This is a genomic window from Halorubrum sp. JWXQ-INN 858, assembly GCF_009806985.1.
Taxonomy (GTDB): Archaea; Halobacteriota; Halobacteria; order Halobacteriales; family Haloferacaceae; genus Halorubrum.
In genome coordinates this window covers 78270-104001 of sequence record NZ_WUAX01000005.1, presented here as the reverse complement: position 1 = coordinate 104001, position 25732 = coordinate 78270, and the positions used below count along the sequence as shown (strand labels likewise).

General features: G+C 69.7%; 22 protein-coding genes and 1 tRNA gene. 13 read left to right on the top strand and 10 right to left on the bottom strand.

What is annotated here, in order from left to right; genetic code table 11:
• Positions 1–147 precede the first annotated feature (147 nt).
• A tRNA-Leu gene (locus GRS48_RS01835) sits at positions 148–231 on the bottom strand.
• A 102-nt stretch (positions 232–333) separates the two neighbouring features.
• On the opposite strand from GRS48_RS01835, the gene GRS48_RS01830 reads away from it, so the two are divergent.
• The 4 genes from GRS48_RS01830 to GRS48_RS15370 all read left to right on the top strand — a co-directional run bounded on the left by GRS48_RS01830 (position 334) and on the right by GRS48_RS15370 (position 3006).
• Positions 334–846 (top strand): DUF309 domain-containing protein, encoded by a 513-nt coding sequence (locus GRS48_RS01830; protein WP_159483229.1) that lies wholly within the window; start codon positions 334–336, stop codon positions 844–846.
• A 143-nt stretch (positions 847–989) separates the two neighbouring features.
• Positions 990–1793 carry a succinylglutamate desuccinylase/aspartoacylase family protein gene (locus tag GRS48_RS01825; RefSeq protein WP_159483228.1) on the top strand — a complete coding sequence of 268 codons (804 nt, stop codon included), beginning with the start codon at positions 990–992 and terminating at the stop codon, positions 1791–1793.
• Positions 1794–1867: 74 nt separating this feature from the next.
• Positions 1868–2263 carry an ArsR family transcriptional regulator gene (locus tag GRS48_RS01820; RefSeq protein ID WP_235027967.1) on the top strand — a complete coding sequence of 132 codons (396 nt, stop codon included), beginning with the start codon at positions 1868–1870 and terminating at the stop codon, positions 2261–2263.
• The gene (locus tag GRS48_RS15370; protein ID WP_159483227.1) at positions 2260–3006 is read left to right on the top strand and encodes a DICT sensory domain-containing protein; all 747 of its coding nucleotides are present in this window, start codon (positions 2260–2262) and stop codon (positions 3004–3006) included. The genes GRS48_RS01820 and GRS48_RS15370 overlap by 4 nt, the downstream gene beginning before the upstream one ends.
• 57 nt (positions 3007–3063) lie before the next feature.
• Here the strand turns inward: GRS48_RS15370 and GRS48_RS01810 are convergent, their stop codons facing one another.
• Complete coding sequence (locus GRS48_RS01810; RefSeq protein ID WP_159483226.1) at positions 3064–3450, bottom strand: cupin domain-containing protein; 387 nt, start codon at positions 3448–3450, stop codon at positions 3064–3066.
• A gap of 179 nt (positions 3451–3629) precedes the next feature.
• On the opposite strand from GRS48_RS01810, the gene GRS48_RS01805 reads away from it, so the two are divergent.
• The 6 genes from GRS48_RS01805 (at position 3630) to GRS48_RS01780 (ending at position 11043) form a co-directional block, all read left to right on the top strand.
• Positions 3630–4808, top strand: coding sequence for a M50 family metallopeptidase (locus tag GRS48_RS01805; protein ID WP_159483225.1), 1179 nt, complete (start codon positions 3630–3632; stop codon positions 4806–4808).
• Positions 4809–4853: 45 nt separating this feature from the next.
• A complete protein-coding gene (locus GRS48_RS01800; protein ID WP_159483224.1) occupies positions 4854–5534 on the top strand; it encodes a peptidase in 681 nt (226 codons plus the stop codon).
• A 45-nt stretch (positions 5535–5579) separates the two neighbouring features.
• On the top strand, positions 5580–5987 hold the full coding sequence (locus tag GRS48_RS01795; RefSeq protein WP_159483223.1) for a hypothetical protein: 408 nt from the start codon (positions 5580–5582) through the stop codon (positions 5985–5987).
• 334 nt (positions 5988–6321) lie between these two features.
• Positions 6322–7836, top strand: a complete 1515-nt coding sequence (locus tag GRS48_RS01790) for a phenylalanine--tRNA ligase subunit alpha (RefSeq protein WP_159483222.1) — start codon at positions 6322–6324, stop codon at positions 7834–7836.
• Complete coding sequence (pheT, locus tag GRS48_RS01785; protein WP_159483221.1) at positions 7836–9572, top strand: phenylalanine--tRNA ligase subunit beta; 1737 nt, start codon at positions 7836–7838, stop codon at positions 9570–9572. The genes GRS48_RS01790 and pheT overlap by 1 nt, the downstream gene beginning before the upstream one ends.
• A 313-nt stretch (positions 9573–9885) precedes the next feature.
• The gene (locus tag GRS48_RS01780) at positions 9886–11043 is read left to right on the top strand and encodes an SPFH domain-containing protein (protein ID WP_159483220.1); all 1158 of its coding nucleotides are present in this window, start codon (positions 9886–9888) and stop codon (positions 11041–11043) included.
• A gap of 111 nt (positions 11044–11154) precedes the next feature.
• Here the strand turns inward: GRS48_RS01780 and GRS48_RS01775 are convergent, their stop codons facing one another.
• The 7 genes from GRS48_RS01775 to serB all read right to left on the bottom strand — a co-directional run bounded on the left by GRS48_RS01775 (position 11155) and on the right by serB (position 21269).
• Complete coding sequence (locus GRS48_RS01775; protein WP_159483219.1) at positions 11155–12147, bottom strand: ribonucleotide-diphosphate reductase subunit beta; 993 nt, start codon at positions 12145–12147, stop codon at positions 11155–11157.
• Positions 12148–12263: 116 nt separating this feature from the next.
• Positions 12264–14822, bottom strand: a complete 2559-nt coding sequence (locus GRS48_RS01770; protein ID WP_159483218.1) for a ribonucleoside-diphosphate reductase subunit alpha — start codon at positions 14820–14822, stop codon at positions 12264–12266.
• Between the two features lie 326 nt (positions 14823–15148).
• A complete protein-coding gene (locus GRS48_RS01765) occupies positions 15149–15706 on the bottom strand; it encodes a hypothetical protein (protein ID WP_159483217.1) in 558 nt (185 codons plus the stop codon).
• 80 nt (positions 15707–15786) lie between these two features.
• Positions 15787–16308: a hypothetical protein gene (locus GRS48_RS01760; protein WP_159483216.1), complete on the bottom strand. Its 522-nt coding sequence runs from the start codon at positions 16306–16308 to the stop codon at positions 15787–15789.
• Between the two features lie 214 nt (positions 16309–16522).
• A complete protein-coding gene (uvrB, locus tag GRS48_RS01755; RefSeq protein WP_321168237.1) occupies positions 16523–18574 on the bottom strand; it encodes an excinuclease ABC subunit UvrB in 2052 nt (683 codons plus the stop codon).
• 648 nt (positions 18575–19222) lie between these two features.
• Positions 19223–20329 (bottom strand): AI-2E family transporter, encoded by a 1107-nt coding sequence (locus GRS48_RS01750; protein ID WP_159483215.1) that lies wholly within the window; start codon positions 20327–20329, stop codon positions 19223–19225.
• A gap of 295 nt (positions 20330–20624) precedes the next feature.
• Positions 20625–21269 (bottom strand): phosphoserine phosphatase SerB, encoded by a 645-nt coding sequence (serB, locus tag GRS48_RS01745; RefSeq protein ID WP_159483214.1) that lies wholly within the window; start codon positions 21267–21269, stop codon positions 20625–20627.
• Positions 21270–21384: 115 nt separating this feature from the next.
• Here serB and GRS48_RS01740 point away from each other — a divergent pair, with 115 nt between their 5' ends.
• Positions 21385–21573, top strand: a complete 189-nt coding sequence (locus GRS48_RS01740; protein WP_159483499.1) for a hypothetical protein — start codon at positions 21385–21387, stop codon at positions 21571–21573.
• Between the two features lie 11 nt (positions 21574–21584).
• On the top strand, positions 21585–22187 hold the full coding sequence (locus tag GRS48_RS01735; protein WP_321168236.1) for a 2'-5' RNA ligase family protein: 603 nt from the start codon (positions 21585–21587) through the stop codon (positions 22185–22187).
• Between the two features lie 52 nt (positions 22188–22239).
• On the opposite strand, the gene GRS48_RS01730 is transcribed toward GRS48_RS01735, so the two are convergent.
• Complete coding sequence (locus GRS48_RS01730; RefSeq protein WP_159483213.1) at positions 22240–23634, bottom strand: cytochrome P450; 1395 nt, start codon at positions 23632–23634, stop codon at positions 22240–22242.
• A 90-nt stretch (positions 23635–23724) separates the two neighbouring features.
• Here GRS48_RS01730 and GRS48_RS01725 point away from each other — a divergent pair, with 90 nt between their 5' ends.
• Positions 23725–25578 carry an excinuclease ABC subunit C gene (locus GRS48_RS01725; protein ID WP_159483212.1) on the top strand — a complete coding sequence of 618 codons (1854 nt, stop codon included), beginning with the start codon at positions 23725–23727 and terminating at the stop codon, positions 25576–25578.
• The last annotated feature ends 154 nt before the right edge of the window (positions 25579–25732 follow it).

The following is a 25732-nucleotide window of genomic DNA, read 5'->3' as shown; positions in this document are numbered from 1 at the left end:
TTTTGCGAGGGAAGAACGCTCCGAGAGCGCCTTCCGCATCGTGGGGCGAAGGACCCCGTGATGCGAGGAGAGGGTTTGAACCACGGTCGCGTCGGAGACGCTCCCTGATTCGAACCCCTCCTGCATTCGCGCGCTGTGACGCGCTCATGCGAGGGGAGGGATTTGAACCCACGGACCTCTACAGGAGCGGATCTTGAGTCCGCCGCCGTTTCCGGGCTTGGCTACCCTCGCACGCGGTTCGACCTAGCGACCTCGTCGGTGTTTAACTCACCGGTTTCGTGGCGGAGTCGGCCCGTGGACAACCGTTAGGAGGGAGCCGACCCAAACGACGGCATGGACGACCACACCCGGGACCCGAGCGTCGCGCCGCCGCTGGGCGACCCGACGGGGTGGAACACCGCGGAGGGCGCGGACGGGACCGGCGGCGGCTACTGGGAGCACGCGACGCTGCGCCGCGCGACCGAACACGGCGTCCGCCTGTTCAACGCGGGCGCGTACCACGAGTCACACGACTGCTTCGAGGACGAGTGGTACAACTACGGCTCAGGGACCGCGGAGTCCGCGTTCCTGCACGGGATGGTGCAGGTCGCGGCGGGAGCGTACAAACACGTCGACTTCGAGAACGACGACGGCATGCGGTCGCTGTTCGAGACGGCCCTCCAGTACCTCCACGGCGTGCCCGACGACTTCTACGGCGTCGATCTCGACGACATCCGCGAACGGCTCCGCGCGGCGCTTCGCGATCCCGCCGCGATCGACGGCTGGCGGATCCGGCTCGACGGGGCCCGTCCCGGCGCGTATCCCGCGGATTACGCGTACGCCGAGGCCCTCGAACAGGGCCCCTGAGTCCGTGGATCGCGGCGTGAAATCGGGGGCGAAGGAGACGAAGAGAACGAAACGGGCGAAGAAGGGAAGACGAGGAGAGCGAGGGAAACGAGGGACGGCCCGGATCCGAACACCACTTAGCCGCTGGCCCGTTTGGAGGTTGCATGGACGTCATCGAGCTGGGGGAGGGACGGCCGGAGATCGCGGTCGTCGGCGCGATCCACGGCGACGAGCCCTGCGGCCCGCGCGCCATCGAACGGCTGCTGAGCGAGGATCCGACGGTCGAGCGACCCGTGAAGCTGATCGTCGCCAACGAGGAGGCGCTCGCGGCGGACGAGCGCTACCTCGACGAGGACCTCAACCGGGCGTTCCCCGGCGATCCCGACGCCGACACACACGAAGGGCGGCTCGCACACCACGTGCAGGCCGAACTGACCGGTTGCACCACGCTCGCGATCCACTCGACGCAGTCGTACGCGGACCCCTTCGCCGTGGTCGACTCGATGGACGAGGTCACCCGCGGGGTCGCCCCGCACCTCCCCGTCGACGTGATCATTCAGACCGACGAGTTCACCGAGGGCCGGCTCATCGAACACCCCCACACGCTGGAGGTCGAGGCGGGGCTGCTCGGCTCCGACGCCGCCGCCGACAACGCGTATTGGCTGATCCGGGCGTTCCTCGCGGCCACCGGTGCGCTGCCCGCGCCGGGGGCCGACGACGTCGTGGACGCGGGCGGTCGCGACGACGTCGACGTGTTCCGGCTGCGCGAGCGGATCCCGAAGCCGAGCGCCGAGGAGTACGAGGTGTTCGCACACAACTTCCGCCGGGTCGAAGCCGGCGAGCGGTTCGCGGCCGCCGACGACGAGGAGTTGATCGCCGAGGAGCCGTTCTACCCGGTGTTGCTGTCGGCGTACGGCTATCGAGACCAGTTCGGCTACGTGGCCGAGAAGGTCGGCGCGATCGAGTGAGCGGCTCGCCCCCTCTAACTGACACCAAACGGTAACAAGAGTCATGACACGGGGGAGACGATAGTCAGTGATCCATGATGGGGGGGACCAAAGGACCGGAACGCAGCGAGCGGGAACTGCGACCCGACGTGACGCCGGATCTGTCCGACGACCGGCTCTATCGTGCGCTCGCGTCGACGTCCAGACGCCGGCTGCTGTGGATACTACAGGAGGGCGACGAGAGCACGGTCGACGAACTCGCCACCGTCCTCGTCGGCTGGGACGCGACGGACCACGGAACGATGCGAACGGACGAGGATCGGAAACGAGTCATCGTCGGACTCGCGCACGTTCACCTGCCGCTGCTCGCGGATCTCGGGTTACTGGCCTACGACCGCGGGAGCGGCACCGTCCGGATCGAACCGATCGATCCGCTCGTCCACGACCTCATCCGTCGGAGCGTCGGCTCGGGAGCGTCGCCGCGGTCGTGACCGTCCTTGACCAGCTCCTCGCCGGCATTGGAGAGGGGAAGCGACGGTTCACGATCTACGCGAGTGACGGACACGACGAACGCGACGACGGGGCGGACATCGAGGAGCGGTTCGCCTCCCGCGACGTCGACGTCGACTACCGAACGCTCCCGCCGGGAGGACCGGAGCCGTTCGTCCTGATCGAGGAAGACGGCGAGTTCGCGGGGGTGTTCGGCGCTCGAGAGCTCCGATCGCTGCTCGAGCCACCGATCGTCCGACCCTGGAAGCGTACGGACGTCTCGGAGGGGTATCGCGTCCTCTTCGAGGTGCTCGACGGAACGGTGTTCACGGCGCTGGAGCGCCGCAACCTCCTCGCGGTGAGCAGAGAGATCGAGGACCGCGCTTATCGGGTCGGAACCGGCACGCTCCGCGTGAGCTTTCAGACCCTCTCCACGTTCGAATCGCAGGCCGACGCCTACCGGGACCTCGCGGCCGAGACGGGCCTCGACGTCCATATTTACGGCCTCGCGGACTGGACGCCGCCGGAGGTTCCGGGGATCACCTTTCACGGACACTCGAACGAGAGCATCGGGCGATACTGGGTCCTCGCGTTCGACGGCGGAAGCGACGCGACGCAGGCCTGTGGGCTCGTCGCACGGGAGCAGCCCGACGGCTACCTCGGGGTCTGGACGAGCGATCCGGGAACGGTGAGGGACGTCGCGAATGAACTCGCGGCGACGGAAAGGGAGCCCACGGCGGGATGAGTCGAGGCCGGGACCGTCGGAGCGGCGCCCGCCGGTCGACACGCCCGGTGCACGCCCTCAGTCGACGAGTTCGATCGTGTCGTCGCCGTTCGGCACCGCACAGAGGAACGCCCCGGGAGCGTCGCCGTCGTTGCGGTACCAGTGTTCGACGCCCGCGGGGATCAACAGCGCGTCGCCGGCGCTGACCGTGTGCGTCTCGTCGCCGATCCCGACGACGTACTCGCCCGCGAGCACGTACTGTTCGTGTTCGACGGCGTTGGTGTGTCGCGGGACTTCCGTCCCGGGATCGAGCTCGAAGCGCCGGATCGCGAACGTCGGCGCGCCGTCGGAGGCGTCGAGGAGCACGCCCTTCCGGAGCCCGGACGCCGCGTCGACCGGCTCGTACTCGACCTCGCGTCCGCGTTTGACGACCGGCGTCGGGCCGGCGTCGGTGGGGTCGCTCATACGCCGTCATCGGCTCGGGGATGTATAAAAGGTGTGCGCACCGCGACGGCCGCGTGAGTCGAGCCGCGATCCGGCCGACCAGCCCGTCGAGCCGACCGCCGAGCGTTCCGCGAGCTCCGCCGAACCCTTCCCGGACCGTCCACCCGACGTTTAAGCGGCGGCCGCTCCAAGCGGGAGGCATGCGTGGGATACGGATCGGGACCGTCGTCGGGATCCCGGTCAGGCTCAACTGGACGTTCCTGATAGTGTTGCCGCTTTTCGCCTACCTGATCGGCTCCGAGGTGGCGTCGATCGGCGCGTTGATGAACGACACGATGGGGGCGGGGATCGACCTGGCGGCGATCGATGGCGGGCTCACCCCGTGGGCGCTCGGGCTGGCGGCTGCGCTCGGGCTGTTCGGCGGCGTGCTCCTCCACGAGTTCGGCCACTCGCTCGTCGCCATGCGGTACGGCTACGAGATCGACTCGATCACCCTCTGGCTGCTCGGCGGCATCGCCAGCTTCGCGGAGTTCCCCGAGGACTGGAAACACGAGTTCTGGATCGCCGTCGCCGGCCCGATCGTGAGCGTCGCCGTCGGGCTCGCCTGCTACGCCGTCTTCTCGTTCGCTCCCGTCGGCAGCGACGCCGTGCTCTTCGTGTTCGGCTACCTCGCGCTGTTGAACATCGTTCTCGCGGTGTTCAACATGCTCCCCGCCTTCCCGATGGACGGCGGGCGGGTGCTGCGGGCGCTGATGGCGCGGAACCAACCGCACGCGAAGGCGACCCAGCGCGCCGCGGCGGTCGGGAAGGTGTTCGCGTTCATGATGGCGATCGTCGGGCTGTTCGCGTTCAACGTCATCCTGATCCTGCTGGCGTTTTTCATCTACATCGCCGCCTCCGGCGAGGCCCAGCAGACGACGCTGAAGGCCGCCTTCGAGGACGTCACCGTCGACGACGTGATGACCCCGCGCGAGCGGCTCCACACCGTCACCGAGGAGACGACGGTCGCCGAACTGATGGACCGGATGTTCCGCGAGCGCCACACGGGGTACCCCGTCCTCCGCGGCGAGGACCTCGTCGGGATGGTGACGCTGGAGGACGCCCGAGAGGTCAGGGACGTCGAGCGCGACGCCTACCGCGTCGGCGACGTGATGGCGACGGACCTGACGGCCGTCACGCGCGACACCGACGCGATGGCCGCGCTCCAGACGATGCAGGAACACGGCGTCGGCCGGCTGCCGGTCGTCGACGCGGACGGCGAGATCGTCGGGCTCATCTCGCGTTCGGACCTGATGACCGCGTTCAACATCATCCAGACGGGCGGCACGCCGACCGCCCTCCGGAGCCGACCGTCGGTCGACGACCGTCGACTGCTCTGACGGATCGCGCCGTTTTAAACCGTTACGGGGCGCAGTGACCCGTAGATGATCACGGTCGCGTTCCTCGTCGTCGTGGCGATCGTCGCGTTCCTCGCCGTCGAGGTCGGTCCGCTGTACGTCAACGACCGCTACCGGAACCTCAGGGATCCGACCGACGCGGAGCGTGCGTACCTCGACGAGCTCCGCCGCGAGGCGGGCCTCGGCGTCGACCGGGTGGCCGTCGTGGCGACGGAGGGTGCCGAATCGGTCGACGTGGCGGTCCGCGGCCCGCCACGTCGCCGAGTGCTGTTCGTCACCGACTACGTGCTCGACGGGATGGACGAGGACGTCGCCCTCGGCCTGATCGCCGCCGAGAGCGGACGCGTCGGGACGTACTACGGCGAGTTTCGTGCAATCGCGGTCGCGGCCGTGTTGACTATCCTCGCCGCGATCGTGACGACGATCGTCCCGTTCGATTCCGGGTTCCTCTCCGTGATCCTCGTCGGCGTCGCCGCGTTCTGGGTCGGGCGGCGCGTGCAGTACGCAGCCGACGACCGCGCCGCCGACGCGGTGGGGGCGGCCCGGGTCGCCGACGCGTTCGAGCACGTCGCCGACCTCCGGGGCGTGGAACCGGAGACGGGAGACTGGTCGACGTGGTTCGAGGTCCAACCCCCGCTCGGGGACCGGATCGCCGCGCTCCGCCGACGGGCCGACGACGCGGAGACGGGCGGGGAACGGGCCGCGTGACCTACCCTTTAAAACGTTATATATTCTGCAGAGTGTATAACGCATATGACGGAGCTAAACACGCGTGTCGAGAAGGGACGGCGTGTCGTCGCGCGTTGGGACCGGGTTTTCACGGCCCTCGCGGCGGAGCCCCGCCGACAGATCGTCGCCTCGCTGATGGATGCGCCGCCGGGCCGGTCCGTCCCGTTGCCCGAGAGCGCCATCACTCCCAACGTTCCCGTCGATCACCGGACGCTCCAACAGGAGCTGTATCATCGTCACCTCCCGCTGCTCGCCGATCACGGATTCATCGAGTGGGAACGGGAGCCGCTGAGCGCGTCCCGCGGCCCGCGCTTCGCGGAGGTCGCCGTCGTCTTCGACGCGCTCTACGAGACCGTCGCCGACATCCCCGACGCGCTGGTGATCGGCTGTGAGCGACTCGAACGGGAGCGGCAGACGTCCGGATCGCTGTGAACGCGGGTGTGACACGCAGACCGGACCTCCACGGACGCAACCGAAACGAGCTGCGGGCAGAGGACGGCGAAACTTATAAACGCCATCACGATCCACGGGAGCACATGGCACCCGAACACGCCACGGACGGCACCGCTTCCCGGAACGACGGCGACGTGTTCGGACCCTTTTTCGCGTGAGTCGCGCGCGGCGGATCCGCCCCGCGACGGGGCGGTGAAACCGGGCGATCCGTCGTGCGGTCGGGGGGGATGAGGTCGTCTCATCCACCCACCGCGACGGCCGCGACGTGTCGGAACCGTTAGGAACCAGCCACACGCGTATCCACACAACTCGAATGCGACTCCCGGAACGACAGCTCGCGGTCCTCGAGGCCGCGAGCGCGACGGACGAACGGACGATAGACGACCTCGCGGCGGCGACGGGTCACAAACCCGAGACGGTCACGGGCGCGGCCTTCGACCTCCGCGACGAGGGACTGCTCGCCGTCTCGGAGACGACGACCGAGCACGCCGAACTCACCGACGAGGGGCGACGCTACGTCGCCGACGGCCTCCCGGAGACCCGGCTCTACCGCGCGGCGCTCGACGCGGGCGCGGGCGACGGGCCCGTCCCGATGGGACAGGTCATCGGGGCCGCCGACCTAGCGGGCCACGAGGTCGACGTTGCGCTGGCGAACTTCCCGCGGAAGGGGTTCGGCGCGATCGACTCGGGCGAGCTGTCGGTCGACGCGGACGCCGACCCCGAGGCCGACCCCGAGGCGACGGCGCTCGCGGCGCTCGCGGCCGATGACGACGCCGACGACCCGATCGATACCGACGTCCTCGATCGGCTCGCCTCCCGCGGGCTCGTCGATCTCGTCGAGCGGACGACGCGCGCAGTCACGCTCACGGACGCCGGCGTCGACGCGCTGATGGAGGGCGTCGAGGCCGCGGAAACGGTCGGCCAGGTGACCCCGGAGCTGCTCGCCAGCGGCGAGTGGCGCGACGCCGAGTTCACCGAGTACAACGTCGAGGCGGACGCCCCCGAGGTCAACGGCGGCCGGAAGCACGTGCTCCGGGGGACCGCCGACCGCGTGAAAGACGTCCTCGTCGGAATGGGCTTCCAGGAGATGGCGGGCCCACACGCCGACAGCGACTTCTGGATCAACGACTGCCTGTTCATGCCGCAGGACCACCCGGCCCGGACCCACTGGGACCGGTTCGCGCTCGACGTCCCGCCGATGGCGGACATCCCCGAGGCGCTGCTCGAGCGCGTCGAGGCCGCCCACCGCGAGGGCGTCGGCCCGGACGGCGACGGCTACCACTCGCCGTGGTCGGAGGAGTTCGCCCGCGAGATCGCCTTGCGCGGCCACACCACGTCGCTGTCGATGCGCTACCTCTCCGGGTACGCGGGCGCGGAGCTGGAGCCGCCACAGCGCTACTTCTCCGTCGAGAAGGTGTACCGAAACGACACGCTCGACCCGACGCACCTGTTGGAGTTCTACCAGATCGAGGGGTGGGTGATGGCCGAGGACCTCTCGGTGCGTGACCTGATGGGCACCTTCGAGGAGTTCTACCGCCAGTTCGGCATCACCGACATCCGCTTCAAGCCGCACTACAACCCGTACACGGAGCCCTCCTTCGAGCTGTTCGGCGAGCACCCCGAGACGGGCGAGGAGATCGAGATCGGCAACTCCGGCGTGTTCCGCGAGGAGGTGACGAAGCCCCTCGGCGTCGACTGCGACGTGATGGCGTGGGGGCTCGCCTTGGAGCGGCTCGCCATGCTCACGACGGGCGCGGAGGACATCCGCGACCTCCACGGGACGTTGGCGGACATCGACTTCCTGCGGAACGCGGAGGTGAGCTACTGATGCCCGTCGTCGACATCGACGCCGACGAGCTGCGCGAGCTGACCGGCCACGCCGACAAGGACGACGCCGAGTTGAAGGCCGACCTGTTCGGGCTCGGCCTGGAGTTCGAGGGCGAGACGGACGACGGCGACCTCCAGTTCGAGTTCGCGCCCGACCGGCTCGACCGGCTGAGCGTCGAGGGCGTCGCGCGGTCGCTGCGGTACCACTACGGCGACGCTCGCGGCGTCTACGTCCCCGAGACGAACGACGCCGAGTGGACGATCGAGGTGGACGAGTCGGTTCCCGAGGAGCGGCCCTACGTCACCGGCGCGGTGGTCCGCGGGGTCGACCTCGACGACGCCGCCCTTGACTCGCTCATCCAGCTGCAGGAGAAGCTCCACGCGACGATGGGGCGCGGCCGCGCGAAGGGCGCGATCGGGATCCACGACCTCGCGATGGTGAAGGGGGCCCCGCTCCAGGAGGGTGCCGAGCCGTCGGTCACCTACCGCGGCGTCGACCCCGAAGGCGACACGTTCGTCCCGCTGGACTCGAACGACGAGCTGACTCCGGCCGCGGTGCTCGAGGAGCACGACACGGGACGGACGTACGCCGACCTCGTCGCGTCGTACGACCGCTATCCGGCGATCTACGACGAGCTGGGGCTGTTCTCGTTCCCGCCCGTCATCAACGGGAAACGCACGGAGGTGACGACGGGCTCCCGCGACCTGTTGGTCGAGCTCACGGGCACCGACCAGTGGACGATCGACAAGATGTGTACGATCGTCTGTTACGCGCTCTCCGCGCGCGGCGCGACGATCGAGTCGGTCGAGATCGAGTACGCCGACGGCGCGGCGTTCCCCGAGGAGTACGGTTCGGCGCTCGTTCGGCCGAACCTCGAAACGGACACGAAGTCCGTGACCCACGACCGGATCGAGACGCTGCTCGGCGTCGACTTCGAGCCCGAAGCCGTCGTCGACTGCTTCGAGCGCTCCGGGCTCGACGCGAGCTACACGCTCGGCGAGGACGTGACCTACGAGGTCGAGATCCCGCCGTACCGCGTCGACGTGCTCCACCCGCTGGACCTCATCGACGACGTCGGACGGGCGTACGGCTTCGACCGGCTGGAGCCGCGCTACCCCGACGTCGGCACCGTCGGCGGCCGCCACGAGCGGTCGCGCCTGGAGGACGCGGTCCGGACGAGCCTCGTCGGGCTCGGCTTCGAGGACCTGCTCAACTTCCACATGACGAGCGCGCCGGAGAACTACGACCGGATGCGGGTCGAACCCGGCAGCGACGTCGTCGGCGGCGGTGACCCCGTCTCGATCACGGAGCCGTACAGCGAGGACTACACCCAGCTGCGGACGTGGGCGCTTCCCTCCATCGTCGCCCTGCTGGAGCGGAACACGCACAACGCGTACCCGCAGGACGTCGCCGAGGTCGGCTTCGTCGCCGAGCGCGACGAGTCGGAGAACACGAACGTCGCCGAACACCGCAGCGTCGCCGCCGCGGTCGCCCGCCGCGACGCCTCCTACGAGGCCGCGAAGGGCCGGCTGCAGGCGCTCTGTGACGACTTCGGGGCGGAGCTGTCGACCCCGCGGACGGAGCACCCGTCGTTCATCGGGGGACGGACGGCGGCGGTCGTGATCGACGGGGAGCCCGTCGGCGTGATCGGGGAGGTCCACCCGGCGGTCCTCGCCGAGCACGACCTCGAGGTGCCTGTCGCGGCGTTCGAGTTCCGGCTGGACGCGCTGCGGTAGACGGCCGATCGGCGGATCGACCCTTTTCACGCGGGACCCACGGACGAACCGCTCGCGAGCTCGCGGGCCACTCGTCTCGCGATCGGTGTATCTCGGTGTATCGCCCCGACGGCGACGGCGTCGCCCGAAAGGGAGCGCCACCGCGTCGTGGTCGGCGTAGAGGACCCGGAGCTCGGACGGGGTGGGTCGGTGTCGATCAGCCCCCATAAATCGACAGTCGCGATATAGAATCGGAACCGCGGGCGTGAGGACCGACCGTGGAGCCCGGGCCACACGTGCGAACTGTTAACGTCGTCGAACCGTAACGTCGGGTATGGGAAGCAACGGTCCCCGACCCGATCCCTTCGACCTCGACGACCCGACCGGGGCGCTACCGGACGCGGTCTGGCAGTACCTCGCGCTCGGGGCGGCGCTGTTGGTCGGGGTCGCGCTGTTGAGCCAGAGCCTCGTGTTGGGAGTGGCGACGCTCGCGCTCCTCCTCGCGCTCGTCACCGTCGTCAGCGCGGTCGAGATCGTCGACGCGTACGACCGGGAGGCGCTCACGGTGTTCGGCGAGTACCGAACCCTGCTGGAGCCGGGGATCCACCTCGTCCCCCCGTTCGTCTCGCGGACGTACGCGTTCGACATGCGGACGCAGACGCTGGACGTGCCCCGGCAGGAGGCGATCACGCGGGACAACTCGCCGGTGACGGCGGACGCGGTCGTCTACATCAAGGTGATGGACGCGAAGAAGGCGTTCCTCGAGGTGGACAACTACAAGAAGGCGGTCTCGAACCTCGCACAGACCACGCTGCGGGCGGTCCTCGGCGACATGGAGCTCGACGACACCCTCTCGCGACGCGAGGAGATCAACGACCGGATCCACGACGAGCTCGACGAGCCGACCGACGAGTGGGGGATCCGGGTCGAGGCGGTCGAGGTCCGGGAGGTCAGCCCCTCCCGCGAGGTCCAACGCGCCATGGCGGACCAGGCGTCGGCCGAGCGTCGCCGTCGCGCGATGATCCTCGAGGCGCAGGGCGAGCGCCGCTCCGCCGTCGAGAAGGCAGAGGGTGACAAGCAGTCGAACATCATCCGCGCGCAGGGGGAGAAACAGAGTCAGATCCTCGAGGCGCAGGGTGACGCGATCTCGACGGTGCTGCGGGCGCGGTCGGCGGAGTCGATGGGCGAGCGGGCGATCATCGAACGCGGGATGGAGACGCTCGAAGCGATCGGACAGGGCGAGTCGACGACGTTCGTGCTCCCCCAGGAGCTCACCAGCCTCGTCGGGCGCTACGGGAAGGCGCTCTCCGGCTCCGACGTCCAGGACATGGAGGGGTTGGAGGCCAAGGCGTTCGACGAGGAGACCGAGAAGCTGCTCGGATTGGAGGACATCGAGTCCTCGCTGGAAGAGATGGAGTCGTACGAGGACGCGGACATGTCCAGCCGGGAGGACGTCGAGCTGGAGGCGGAGACGGAACAGCCGGGTCGGTAGGCGTCACGGCGGACCCGGACGACAGACGGTCACGCTGATCCCGACCGACGTCGTCGCCGCCGTCGCGGCCGTCATCGACGGAACGGCGACGGACGGCTCAGGTTCCCGTACTCACCAGTCGAGCGACCCGCCCGACTGGTACTCAGTCACCTGCCGCTCGAAGAAGTTCGCCTCGCGGTTGAGGTCGACCGCCTCGGACATCCACGGGAACGGATTCTCGGTGCCGTACACGTCGTCCATGCCGAGCTGTGTGAGCCGGCGGTCGGAGACGTACTCGACGTACTCGACGAACCCGTCGGCGCTCATTCCGAGGAGGTCCGGCGGGCACGCCTCCCGCGCGTACGTGGACTCGAGCGCCACGGCCTCGCGAACGAGGTCCTCGACTTCGGACTCGAAGGCGTCCGTCCAGACGCCGGGGTGTTCCTCGCGGATCGTGTTTATCAGGTCGATCCCGAAGTTGAGGTGGAGCGACTCGTCGCGCATGATGTACTCGAACTGCTCGCCGACGCCGACCATCTTCCCGCGCCGTTTGAGCGCGAGCATCATCGCGAAGCCGGCGTAAAAGAAGATCCCCTCCATGATCACGTAGAAACCGACGAGGTCCCGGAGGAACGCGCGGACGTCCGCGTCGGTGTCGATCGTGAAGTCGGGGCGGTCGATGGCTCGCGTGAGGTCGACGACGAACTCGTCTTTCGCCTCGATCGCGGGGATCCGGTCGTACATCCCGTACAGGTAGTCGGGGTCGAACCCCAACGAGTCACAGCAGTAGATGAACGTGTCCGTGTGGATCGCCTCCTCGTACGCCTGCCGGAGCAGGTACTGGCGACACTCCGGTGCGGTGACGTAGTCGTAGACGGCCAACACGAGGTTGTTCGCGGTGAGCGACTCCGCCGTCGAGAAGAAGCCGAGATTCCACTCGACGAGCCGCTGCTCGGCGTCGGTGAGCTCGTCGTGTTCCCACTGGCGGACGTCGTCCGCCATCGGGACCTCCTCGGGGACCCAGTTGTTGTTGACGCCGTCGGTGTAGTAGTCGCGGGCCCAGTCGTAATCGATCGGCAGGATCTTGTTCGGGTCGTGGTGGCTGTCGTGGTTGAGTATCGGCATGGTGTGTCGTGTTGGTGGCTGTGAGTGTGCGGCGCGTGGGTGGCTGTGAGTGTGCGGCGCGTGGGTGGCTGTGAAGCTGTGGTCTGTCGCTGCGGTGGAAACGTCGTTCGCGACCGCTACTGGCAGGCCTCACACGTCGGGTCCTCGACGGTCGGCAGGTCCGAGCCGTCGTCGGACGTGTCGGGATCGGCCGCCGTTTCAGGGTCGGCGTCGTCGTCCGAGCCGTCCGTCCCGCGCGACTGCGTGTCGCCGTACTCGGCCATGTCGAGCGTCGACTTCTCGACGCCGGACGCCCCGAGCGTGCGGAGGTAGTAGGTCGTCTTCAGGCCGAGTTCCCACGCGGTGCCGTACACGTCGGCGAGCAGCGACCCGTCCGTCGACGGGAAGAAGACGTTGTGCGACTGGCTCTGGTCGATCCAAGCGCCGCGCCGGGCCGTGAGACGGAGCTGGTGGCGCGGGTCGATCTCGAACGCGCCGCGATACAGGTCCGAAAGCCCGCCGGGAAGCTCGAGGTCACCCACCGCCCCGTCGTGGTACTTCAGCCGGTCGAGCGCGGCCGACCCCCACTGGCCTTCCGCCTTGAGGTCGGCGACGAGCCGTTCGTTGACGACGGTGAAGTCGCCGGACATGTTCGATTTGACGTAGAGGTTCGAGTACGCCGGCTCGATGGACGGCGTCGTCCCCGCGATGGTGGAGATGGTCGCCGTGGGCGCGATCGCGGTCGTGTTGGAGTTGCGCATGCCGTGTTCGGCGATCGCCTCGCGGACGGCGTCCCACGCGAGCGTCTCCTCGCGATCGACTGGGATATCCCGATCTCGTTCGTCCGCGAGCAGGTCGAGGGTGTCCTGCGGGAGCAGGTCGCGGTCCCACTTCGACCCCTCGAACGACTCGTAGGCGCCCCGCTCGCCCGCGAGCCTCGCGGAGTTGTGGATCGCGTGGTAGCCGAGCAGCTCGCCCGCCCTCCCCGCGAACCCGATCGCCCGCTCGGAGTTCATCGGGACCCGGGCGAGCTGCAGCGCCTCGTGAAAGCCCATCAGTCCGAGCCCGATGGGGCGGTGGCGCGTGTTCGACCGCTCCGCCTTCTCGGTCGGGTAGAAGTTGAGGTCGACGACGTTGTCCAGCATGCGCATGGCGGTCTCGGCGGTGTCGGCGAACAGCTCGGCGTCGAGTTCGGCGGCGTCGCCGTCGGCCCCCCGCGCGACGGAACGGTCGGAGGCGTTCACCGATCCGCGCGCGGCGGCCGCGACGTCGTCGGGCGCGGGAGACGCCTCGGCGTCGCCGCGGAACGTCATGTGGCGCGCGAGGTTGATCGAACCGAGGTTACAGACGGCCGTCTCCGTCTCGCTGGTGTTGAGCGTGATCTCCGTACAGAGGTTCGAGGAGTTGACCACGCCGACGTGGTCCTGCGGTGACCGGACGTTACACGGGTCCTTGAACGTGATCCACGGGTGTCCGGTCTCGAACAGTCGCGTGAGCGTGCGGCGCCAGAGGTCGGCGGCGTCGACGGTCTCGTACTGGCGGAGCTCGCCGCGCTCGGCGGCCGCCTCGTACGCCTCATAGCGCTCCTCGAACGCCGCGCCGTACGTGCCGTGGAGGTCCGGCACCTCGTCCGGCGAGAAGAGGGTCCACTCGGCGTCCGCCGCGACGCGTTTCATGAACAGGTCCGGCACCCACGCCGCGGTGTTCATGTCGTGGGTCCGGCGGCGCTCGTCCCCGGTGTTCCGTCGGAGGTCGATGAACGCCGGGAAGTCGAGGTGCCACGCCTCGAGATAGGCTGCCGCCGCGCCACGCCGCTTCCCGGAGCGGTTGATCGCGCCGGTCACGTCGTTGGCGATCTTGAGGAAGGGGACCGTCCCGGTCGACTCCACGCCCGTCGAGGAGACGAGCGCGCCGTCGGCCCGCAGCGGGGTCCAGTCGTTCCCGAGGCCGCCGGACCACTTCGAGAGCTTCGCGTGCTCCTTGTACGCGTCGAAGATGCCCTCGAGGTCGTCGGGGACCGTCGTGAGGTAACACGAGGAGAGCTGCGGATGGGTCGTCCCGGCGTGGAACAGCGTCGGCGTGGAGTGGACGAACCGCAGCGTCGAGAGGACCTCGTAGAACTCCTCGGCGCGGTCGTGGCGCTCGGCGGCGTCCTCGCGGAGCGCGACGCCCATCGCCACCCGCATCCAGAACCCCTGTGGGAGCTCGAACGGCTCGCCGTCGGCCTCTCGGAGGTAGTAGCGCTGTTCGAGCGTGTCGAGCGCGGTGTATTCGAACAGCTCGTCCCGGGACGGCTCGATCGCGTCCGCCAGCCGGTCGAGGTCGTACTCGCCCATCCGTTCGTCGAGGAGATCCGCCTCGAGCCCGCGGGCGATCGCGTCGCGGAACGCGTCCTGATAGGCGTCCGCGAGGGCGTCCGCGTCCGCGGGCGGGCGCTCGCCGGTCACCCGACGGACGTAGTCCGCGCGGGCGACGCGAGCCGCCATCGTGTCGTAGGCGGGGTCGCGTTCGATCCGTGCCGTCAGCGCGTCGACCGTCGCCTCGGCGGTTTCACTCGGGTCCGCGCCGTCGTACAGCGCCCGGGTTATCTCCGCGACGATCCGGTCGCGGTCGGCGTCGTCCAGTACGTCCTCGTATCCCGCCCGTGCGCGGTCGATCAGGCCGCAAACGGCGTCGTCGTGTGTCGTCGTACTCATATGTAACTCGGCACGTCCTGGCCGGCGGTCACGGCGACGAACGGCGTCGCCACTCCCGAACGAGGAACGGTCGGCGCGAGCGCGGCGCTGACGACCGCGGCGATCGCGACCCGTCGACGCGACCGCCGACCCGGACGAACCGTATCACGTGTGATCCGCTCTACCCTCTTAATCATTGCCAACGAATTTGTAGTAGAACAAGTTAGATTGTTTTTCGGGCGTCTCGGGTTGCCCTCGGTCGCAGGGCCGTTCGGCGGCGACGGCGCTACCGGACCAGTCGAAAACCAACGCTTCCGGACCGCCAGAGGCTCACGCTTCCGGAGCCGTCAGGGACGCCACGTCTCGGCGTCGACGGCCCACAGGAGGCCGACCGCACCGCCGCCGCCGAGCAGCCCCGCGACGAGCGCGAACGCCGGGGCGGGCGCGGCGAAGACGCCGACGAGTAAGACGAGGACGCCGGCCAGCAGCGCGACGGTGTCCCCCTTCAGCGCCCCGAGCGTGACGGGTGCAAGCGCGCCCCCGACGACCGACCCGGCGACGGTGAAGGGGGCCGCCCCCGAGACGACGACCGCTGGGTCCGAGACGACGACGGGGGCGGCCCCGACGCCGAACGACAGCCCGGCGACGGCACAGAGCGCGGGTGCGGCGAGGCTCAAGCGCGGCGTCAGCGACCGTCCGGCCGACGCGGCGGCGCCGGACGCGAATACGACCGCGCCGGCGGCGAGCAGTGCCGGCGGTAGCAGGCCGACCAGAGTCGACGGGTCCGCGACGGTCGGATACGCGACCGAGGTCGTCGCCGCCCGAAGCGCGAACGGTTGGGCGAACAGGAGGGCGGCGAGAACGAGAAGCAGGGCACCGAGAGCACGACGGGAGAGGGTAGCCATGTCCGAGGGAGGCGTCGCCGGAGCTTAAAAACCGACGGACCTCGGCGGGACATGCGGCTCACCGACACGGAACGGTTCAATCAGACCGTCACGGCGACACGGTCGTTCTCGACGGAGACCGTCACCCGTTCCGGCGGCCCGCGCTCGTCGGCCACCCGAACGAACAGCGTCTTCACCGCCGGGTCGGCGTCGTTTCGGGTCCCCACCTCGTCGACGCCGACCCGGAGCGACCGCCCGCCGGTCCGGTTGACCGCGCGGAGCCGGAGGTCGACCGCGGGCGACGTCAGCCGCTGGGTCACGAGCAGCACCGACCGGCCGCCCTCGTCGGCGAAGTCGGTGTCGGCGACGAACGAGCGGGCCGCCTCCGCGCCGGAACCGAGGTCCGCGACGGCGCGGTCAGCCGACGTAAACGAGAGGACGGACGTCTCCTCGTCCGCCGAACGCCCGGTGACGCCGGCCGACGCCACGAGCGGGTCGCCGTCGACGAACCGGCTGCGCACGTCGACGTCCCCGGGCGTCGAGGCGGCGACGTCGTGGATCCGGTCGGTACACCCGGCGGTGAGGGCGGTAAGCGTCCCGGCCACGACCGCGCGACGGCGCATGACCCGCGGTCGGCGTTCCACCCTGAAAAACTCCCCGGGGCGCGTTTCACGCCCTGAGAATCGGCGCGGTTGTCGGGCCCTCGGCCCTGTGTGTGGCTTCGGGGAACTCCACGTATGGCTTCGGGGAACTCCACGTATGGCTTCGGATGGGACTCTGCGTATGGCTTCGGATGGGACACCACGTGTGACAATGCGTGCGGCTCCCGTCGAGGGCTCACTCGTCGCCGACCGGGGCGGGGACTCCGTCGTCGCGGGCCAGCTCGAACGCCCGCCGCAGCTCCGCGATCCGGTCGCGGATGTCGGCGGCGAGCTCGAACTCGAGATTGCTCGCGGCCTCGTTCATCCGGTCCTCGAGCGCCTCGATCCGCGCTTCGGCCTCGGCCTCCGTCTCCACGTCGCCGACGCTCACGCCGGACGTGTCCGTCTTCGACCCGGGGAGGTTCGTCTCGCCGACCGGCTTGTCGATCGTCGTCGCCTCGAAGCCGTGCTCCTCGTTGTACGCCAGCTGGATCTCTCGGCGGCGCTGCGTCTCGTCGATGGCGGCCGCCATCGAGTCCGTCACCGTGTCGGCGTAGAGGACGACCTCGCCGTTGACGTTGCGCGCGGCCCGCCCCATCGTCTGGACGAGCGTCGTCGTCGAGCGTAAGAATCCCTCCTGGTCGGCGTCGAGGATCGCGACGAGGCTCACCTCGGGGATGTCGAGCCCCTCTCGCAGCAGGTTGATCCCGACGAGCACGTCGATGTTCCCGAGCCGGAGGTCGCGGATGATCTCGTGGCGCTCCAAGGTGTCCGTCTCGTCGTGCATGTACGCGACGTCGACGCCCGCGCCCTCGAAGTACTCCGTGAGGTCCTCGGCCATCCGCTTGGTCAGGGTCGTGACGAGCGTCCGCTCGCCGCGATCGATCCGCTCGTCGACGCGGTCGAGGAGGTCCTCGACCTGCCCGGTCGCCGACGTCACCTCGACTTCGGGGTCGACGAGGTGGGTCGGGCGGACGATCTGTTCGACGATGCCGTCCGAGCGCTCGCGCTCGTAGTCGCTCGGCGTCGCGGAGACGTAGAGGACCCGGTCCGTCTTCTCCTCGAACTCCTCGAAGGTGAGCGGGCGGTTGTCGTAGGCGGTCGGCAGCCGGAAGCCGTTCCCCACGAGCGAGTCCTTCCGGGACTTGTCGCCGGCGAACTGGCCTTTGATCTGCGGGATCGTCTGGTGTGACTCGTCGATCACCGTGAGGAAGTCGTCGGGGAAGTAGTCGAGCAGGGTGTAGGGGGCGTCGCCCGACTCGCGGTCGTCCATGTGGACGGAGTAGTTCTCGATCCCGGAGCAGTAGCCGGCCTCGCGGAGCATCTCGACGTCGAACGTCGTCCGCTCCTCGATGCGCTGGGCGGCGACGAGGTCGCCCTCGCGCTCGAAGTAGCGGACGCGTTTCGCCATCAGGTCCTCGATCTCCGCGATCGCCGTCTCCAGTTTGTCGTCCGGGATCGAGTAGTGCTCGGCCGGGTGGAGCATCACCGCCGGCTCCTCGGAGACGACCTCGCCTTTCATCGGGTCGACCTTGAGCATCCGGTCGATCTCGTCGCCCCAGAGCTCGACGCGGACCGCGTAGCGGCCGTACATCGGGTAGATCTCGACGGTGTCGCCGCGGACGCGGAACGTCCCCTGCGTGAAGTCGACGTCGTTGCGCTCGTAGTTCAGGTCGACCAGGCGGGCGAGCAGCTCCTCGCGACCCACCGCCTCGCCGAGCTCGAGCCGGAGGGCCATCTCGCGGTAGTTCGCGGGGTCGCCGAGCCCGTAGATCGCGGAGACGGAGGCGACGACGATGACGTCGTCGCGCGTTAACAGCGAGCGCGTCGCGGAGTGGCGCAGCCGGTCGATCTCCTCGTTGATCGACATCTCCTTGTCGATGAACGTGTCCGTCTGCTCGACGTACGCCTCGGGCTGGTAGTAGTCGTAGTAGGAGACGAAGTACTCGACGGCGTTGTCCGGGAACAGCTGGCGGAACTCCTCGTACAGCTGGGCGGCGAGCGTCTTGTTGTGGGCCAACACGAGGGTCGGTCGGTCGAGCTCCTCGACGACCCACGAGACGGTGTTCGTCTTCCCCGACCCCGTCACGCCGAGGAGGGTCTGCCGCTCCGCGCCCGCCTCGAACCCGTCAACGAGCCCCTCGATCGCCGCCGGCTGGTCGCCCGCGGGGTCGAACGGGGCGTCGACCCGGAACGGTCGGTCGACGGTCGGGCGGTCCTCGGATAGCGGGGATTCGGCATCACTCACGTTGTTCCCGCTTGGCGGCGCAGCCACTTGAGCGGCGCGCTCGGTCGGGTCGGCGGTGACGGCGGTATGCTCGATCGGGTCGGCGCTGACGGCGGTGTGCTCAGTGACGGCGGCGGTGTGCTCGGTCGGAGAGGGGTTACCAGTGGATTCGAAGGAAGGCGCGGCCACCGATCCGGGAGTCGCGGACGCCGGCCATGGTACATAAAGACAGGCGAAGACACGGATAGAGTATATAAACGGTGGGCGAGTTCCCGCCGTGGTTCGTGGCGGTGCCGCACGCGGCGACCGTCGGCCATGTCCCGCGCTCGCGTTCCCCACATAACGGCTTCCTGATTCCCGGACCGCCAGCCTCGCGCCCCCGTATCGCCGCAGCACGCCCCCGTACCGCAGCCTCGCGCCTCCCCAACCTCGTCGGCGGTCCCGCACGAGTTCTCGCGCGGGACCGCCGACTCCCTCGCGCTCGCGTTCGCGCCTTATAAGGCGCGAACGCGGGGCGCGCCGACCGCAGACCGCGCTCCCTCGTGTCACCTCGATCCCGCCGAGCTCTCGACCGCGTGGACGGCGCTTATAAGCCGCCACCGGCACACTTTATAAACTATCCGTGGAGGATCGGGCCGATCGCCGACGGGACCGCGACGGCGACGACGGTCACTCCCCGTCGGCGTCAGGGACGGCGTTCGCGGCGTTCACGGTGTTCGCGGCGTCCGCGGCATTCGCGGCATTCGCGGCGTCCGTGGCGTCGGCTGCCCCGTGTTTGGACTCCTCGCCGACGGGGATCGCGTTCAACTCGCCGGAGAGACGCGTCGCCAGCTCGGTGACGATCGCGACGACGAGGGGGCCGGCGATGACGCCCACCGGGCCGACCGTCAGGACGCCGCCGACGAAGCCGATGAAGTACAGCGTCGACGGGAGCTCCGCGGTCTCGGCGGCGAGCCGCGGTCGAACGAGCAGGTCGGGCGCGGCCGCGATGAACAGCCCGCCCACGACGAGGATCCCGACCGCGCTCACGGCGTCGCCGAGCATGAGTTCGGAGCCGGCGAGCGCGACGACGAGGACGCTCGGCCCGAGCACCGGAACGAACTGGAGAACGCCGGCGAGCGTCGCCAACGCGATCGGCGACGGGTAGCCGAACGCGACGAACACCGGGATGGCGATGAGGAACGTCGCGAACCCGGTCGCGGCCTGAACGACGTAGAGCCCGTAGAGGGTTCTGCTGGCGCGCTCGTGAAGCGCCTCCGCGAGGTCGCGGTGTCCGAGCGGGACCAGCGCGAGCGTCGCCCGGTGCGTCCGCCGCTCGTGAACCAGCAACCCGTACACGACGAACGCGAACAGCGCGAGCTTGACGATCAACACCGGTGCGGCCGCGACGATTGCCGTCCCGGCCGCGATCAGCCACCGAGCGACGACCGCGGTGACGTCGGCGGTGACGACCGTGTACTCGAAGCCGCGGGCCGACAGGGAGATCGCGTCCGGGATCGACTCGACGAACAGAACCGCCTCGTCGAGACGGACCACGAGCACGACGAACAGCGGCGCGATCACGGCGACGACCGCGAGGAACGCGGCGAGCGAGGTGATGATCGCCGAGAGACGCCGGGACAGACCGCGTTGACGCAGCCGACGGCGGACCGGCCCGAGCACGTACGCGACCGTCATCGCGAAGAACACCGTCGCCACGACCTCACTGAGGATCACGACCGCGAGCAGGCCCGCGGCGACGGTGAGCCCGCCCAGGACGTGTCTTCGACTGGCCATGGCCGCCCTTCCTCGGCGTACGGGTTAAAAGGGAGTGTCCCGGTCACCGCCGGCCACGAAGGTGCCGGCGCAGGTGCCGGTGCAGGTGACGGCGAAGGTGACGACGACGAGCGGCGTGATGCCGGGTTCCACCGGAAACGAAGGGGTCAGCGCCGCGAGCGGGAGGACACGGGTTCGGACAGTCGATGTGAGACCCCCTCATCCGTGGGCCGGACCCGAACAACCCGAACAACCCGAACAGCCCGAACAGCCCGAACAGCCCGAACAGCCCGCACCGACCACGGGCCGCTACCAGCTACGCTTTCTGGAGGACGCGATACCCCTCCAACACCTTCCCGAGCCGGAACATCGAGGCGACGACGGCGTCACACGACGACCGCACCGCGGGTTTGGGCATGAAACCGATCGAGAGCCCGGCCACCTCCAGCATCGGGAGGTCGTTCGCGCCGTCGCCGACGGCCACCGTCAGCTCCATCGGAACGTCGAGGTCGGCCGCGAGCCCCTCCAGCGCGTCGTCCTTCGTCCCTTCGATGAGCGGTCCCTCCGCGTCGCCGGTCAGCGCCCCGCCGGACATCGGCAGCCGATTGGCGACGATCGTGTCGGCCTCGACGCCCTCCTTCGCGAGCGCGCGCTCCACCCCGCGCTCGAAGCCGCCCGTGAGGACGGCGACGTGGTGGCCCGCCGCCTGAAGCCGCTCGATGAGCCGCCCCGCTCCCGGTCGGAGGGTGACGTCGTCGTACGCCTCGTTCACCGCCTCCTCGTCGAGCCCGCCGAGGAGCTCGGCGCGTCGGTAGAGGCTCTCGGCGTAGCTGAGCTCGTCGTTCATCGCCCGTTCGGTGATCGCCGCGACCTCGTCGGCGACGCCCGCCCGCTCGGCGAGCAGGACCGTCATCTCCGAGTCCGAGAGCGTCCCGTCGAAGTCGAACGCGATGAGTCGCATACGCGCCCGTTGGCGGTCGGGGGCCTTTTATCTGCCCGATCCGCAGGGCGTCGAAGGGCCCACGAACGGATCGCGGGACGCGGCCTTTTTTATCCCGACGCTCGGAGGGGACGGCATGAACCGCGGAAAACTCGACGTGGAGGACCTCCTGAAAGTGGTGCTCGCGTTAGTGATCGTCTGGCTGCTCGTGGAGATCGTCGGCGCGCTGTTGAGCGTCACGTTCACCCTGCTGAACGCGCTGCCGACGATCATCGGGGTCGTCGTCGTCGTCCTGATCGTCCTCTGGCTGACCGACCGGATCTGAGCGGGCCGACCGTGTTCAGCCTCAACGTCCCGCTCCCGCCCGCCGTCCCGCGGCTCGCGAGGGACCTCCGCCCGGCGCTGGCGGGGTTCGATCGCGTCCGCGAACGCCACACCCTCGTCGGGAAACGCTTCGGCGTCGACGACGTCTCCGGCGAGCGTCGACCGGCACCCGATCGGAGCCCCGACCAGGCATCCGGCCAAGCTCCCGATCGGGCCTCCGATCCGGCTCCCGACCGGACCGCCGCGCTCGCGACGCTCCGGCGAGCACTTCGTCCCCTGCTCGACGGGGTCGATCCGTTCGACGTCGCGATCCGGCGGATCGGCGCGTTCGACCGACCCACGCAAGGACCCGGTCCGGTCGTCTACCTCGCCGTGGAGAGCGAGCCGCTCGATCGGCTCCACCGGCGGCTGTGTGCGGCGTTCGGCCCGATCGAGGGGATCGAGGGCGACGACTACGTCCCCCACGTCACGCTCGCACGGGGCGGGACGCCCGCGGCGGCCGACGCGCTCGACGCGCTCGTGAGGACGCCGATCGACCCGATCGAGTGGCGCGTTCACGAGTTGGAGCTGTACGACGCCGACTTCCGGGAGGTCGCCGGGCGGGTACGCCTGTAGCCGCCATTAGCCGCCGTGGGCGACCGGGCGCAGCTGCAGCCGCCGGGACCGGCTACCGCTCCCGGACCCGCATCGGGACCGGGTGGTTCGGGTGCATCGTCAGCGACCCGCGCAGGGAGAGTTCGGGGCCCTCGTACGCCAGCCGGTACGTCGAGCAGACGCGCGCGAGGATGAGCTTCGCCTCCATGAGCGAGAACGCCTTGCCGATACAGTGGCGCGGGCCGCCGCCGAACGGGAAGAACGCGAACCGCGGACGCGCGCTCCGGCGCGCCGGGAGCCACCGGTCGGGGTCGAACGCCTCGGGGTCGTCGTACCACCGCGGGGAGCGGTGGATCACCCACTGCGGGAGCATGAGCGCGGCCCCCTCCGGGATCCGGTACCCGCCGAGTTTCACGTCGAGCTTCGGCTCCCGGAACATCGTGTAAACGGGGGGATACAGCCGCATCGCCTCGTTGAGGACGCGGTCGGTGTACGCCATCCCCCGGACGTCGGCGGCGTCCGGCCGGCCGTCCGCGACCGCCGCGTCGGCCTCCCGCTCGACGCGCTCGCGGGCCGCCGGGTGCCGTGAGAGGAGGTAGAACGTGTACGTGAGCGCGAGCGCGGTGGTGTCGTGGCCGGCGAGCAGCATCGTCACCAGCTCGTCACGGAGGTTCGCGTCGGTCTGTTCGCCGCGGTCGTACGCGCGCAGGAGGACCGAGAGGAGGTCCATCGGCACCGCAGCGTCGGGATCGCCCGGCGGCCCGGCAACGGCGACGCCGTCGGCTCCCGCCGGGTCGATCGACGGGTCGCGTTCGGTTCCGCGCCTGTCCGCGACGATCCCGTCGACGACCGCCTCCAGCGTGTCGATGGCGTCGTCGAACGCCCGGTTCTCCCGGGTTGGTACCCAGTTCGGGATCAGGAACCGCCGCGGGTCCGGCTCGAATCGCGCGCCGAGCGGTTCGAGGTGCTCCTGTACCGTCCGGACCGTCGCGTCGTCGATCGTCGTCCCGAACATCGCGTGGGCGATGATCCGAACGGTGAGCCTCGCGGTCTCCAGCTGCACGTCGACGACGTCGCCGTCCGCCCATCCGGAGAGGTGTTCGTCGGTGTGGTCCACCATCGGTCCCGCGAGCGCGCCGATCCGCCCCGTGTGAAACGCCGGATTCGCCAGCGTTCGCTGCCGTCGCCACGTCTCGCCCTCGCTTAACAGCAGCCCGTCCCCGAGCAGGGTCCGGATGGCGTCGTCGCCGAGGCTCGGCTTGCGGTACCGGTTCGCGTCGGCGACGAGCACGCGCTCGACGTCGGACGGGTTCGTGAGCATGTACGTCTCACGTGGTCCGAGGTCGAACCGAATGACGTCGCCGTAGCTGTCGGCACAGGCGCGCATAAACGTGAACGGGTCGTCGGCGTACCGCCGGGCGTTGCCGAACACGGGGTCGCCGATCGGTCCGGGTGGCGTCGCGGACATGCCGACTCTGGGGACCGAGCAGTGTTAAGCGTTCGGCGGCGGACACCGGGTCCCGCAGCGTTCAAACGCGTCGGGCGGCTAGGGGCGGTGATGGATCCCCCCGCCGTCAGGGCCCGCGCCGGCGACCTCCCCGCCGAGCCCGGCGTCTACCAGTTCCGGTCCGCGGGGGCGACGCTGTACGTCGGGAAGGCCGTCGACCTCCGCGCGCGGGTCCGGTCGTACGCTGACCCGCGATCCGGACGGATCCGGGGAATGGTCGACCGCGCCGACGCGATCGAGTTCGCCGTCACCGATACGGAGACGCAGGCACTGCTGCTGGAGGCGAACCTGATAAAGCGGCTGCAGCCGCGCTACAACGTGAGGCTGAAGGACGACAAGTCGTATCCGCTCGTGGCGTTCACGGACCACGAGGTGCCGCGGATCGAGGTGACCCGCGACCCGGACGAGGGGGCGGTCGCGTACGGCCCGTTCACGAACAAGGGGCGCGTCGAGGCCGTGGTGAAGGCGATCCGGGACGAGTACCGGCTGCGCGGCTGTTCGGACCACAAGTACGCCGGACGCGATCGCCCGTGTCTCGACTACGAGATGGGGATCTGTTCGGCCCCATGCACCGGCGAGATCGACGCCGCGGCGTACGCGGAGGACGTGGCCGCGGCCCGCCGCTTCTTCGAGGGCGAGACGGGCGTCCTCGCCGACCCGCTCCGTCGACGGATGGAGACCGCGGCGGAGAGCGCCGAGTTCGAGCTGGCGGCGACCCTCCGCGACCGGCTGGCGGCCGTCGAGGCGTTCCACGGGGACGGCGGCGAGGCCGTCTCTGATCGGTCCGACGACCGGACCGTCGACGTGCTCGCGGCGGCCGTCGAGGGCGACGTCGCACGGGTCGCGCGGCTCCACAGCGAGCGCGGACAGCTCGTCGACCGGAGCCGGCACCGGCTCGACGCGCCGGGTGACCGCGAGGCAGCGATCGGTACGACGGCGACCGGAACGGACGGGATCGATGACGAGGCGGCCGGCCGTGGAGCGGCGGCTCGAGGGGCGGCCGGCGGAGCCCCCGGCGACGTCGGCGACGAGCCGAACACGCCGGCTGCGGTACTGTCGGCGTTCCTCACGCAGTACTACGCCGAGCGGGAGTTCCCGGACGCGGTGTTGCTCGCGGAGCGGCCGACCGATCCCGACGTCGTCGACTGGCTCGAACGCGAGGGGGTGGCGGTCCGCGTCCCCGGGGCCGGACGGGAGGCGAAGCTGGTCGAGCTCGCCCTCAAGAACGCTCGAAAGCGCGACGGCCGTGACGACCCCGTCGCCGCGCTCGGCGAGCGGCTCGGCATCGACCGACCCGGGCGGATCGAGGGGTTCGACGTGAGCCACGCCGGCGGGAAGGCGGTCGTCGGCTCCGATGTCTGTTTCGTGGACGGGAACGCGGAGACGGCCGACTACCGGCGGAAGCGGCTCTCCGATCGGAACGACGACTACGCGAACATGCGCGAGCTGCTCCGCTGGCGCGCGGAGCGAGCGGTCGAGGGGCGCGACGACAGGCCCGACCCGGACCTGTTGCTCGTCGACGGCGGCGAGGGGCAGCTCGCGGCCGCGCGCGACGCGCTCGCAGAGACCGGGTGGGACGTCCCCGTCGTCGCCCTCGCGAAGGCCGAGGAACTGGTGATAACCCCGAACGGGCCGCTGCGCTGGCCGGACGACGCCCCGGCGCTCCACCTGCTGCAACGCGTCCGCGACGAGGCGCATCGCTTTGCGGTGCAGTACCACCAGACCGTCCGCGACGAGGTGAAGACGGTGCTCGACGACGTCCCCGGCGTCGGTCCGGAGACGCGAAAGCGGCTGCTCGGGCGCTTCGGGTCGGTCGAGAACGTCCGCGACGCCTCCGTGGACGACCTCACGGACGTCGACGGGATCGGCGCGACGACCGCCGAACGGATCCGGGACCGCTTATAAGGGCTGGCAGGCGGCGAAGGGGGCGTCCCCGGAACGACCGCCGCACGACCACTCCCCGTTCCGGGGCCTCGCTCAGGTCACGGGGGGTCTGGCCGCGCCTTCGGGGATAAGGGATCGGTCGTGGACGACGGTGAATGAAGTCGACGCAGCGGCG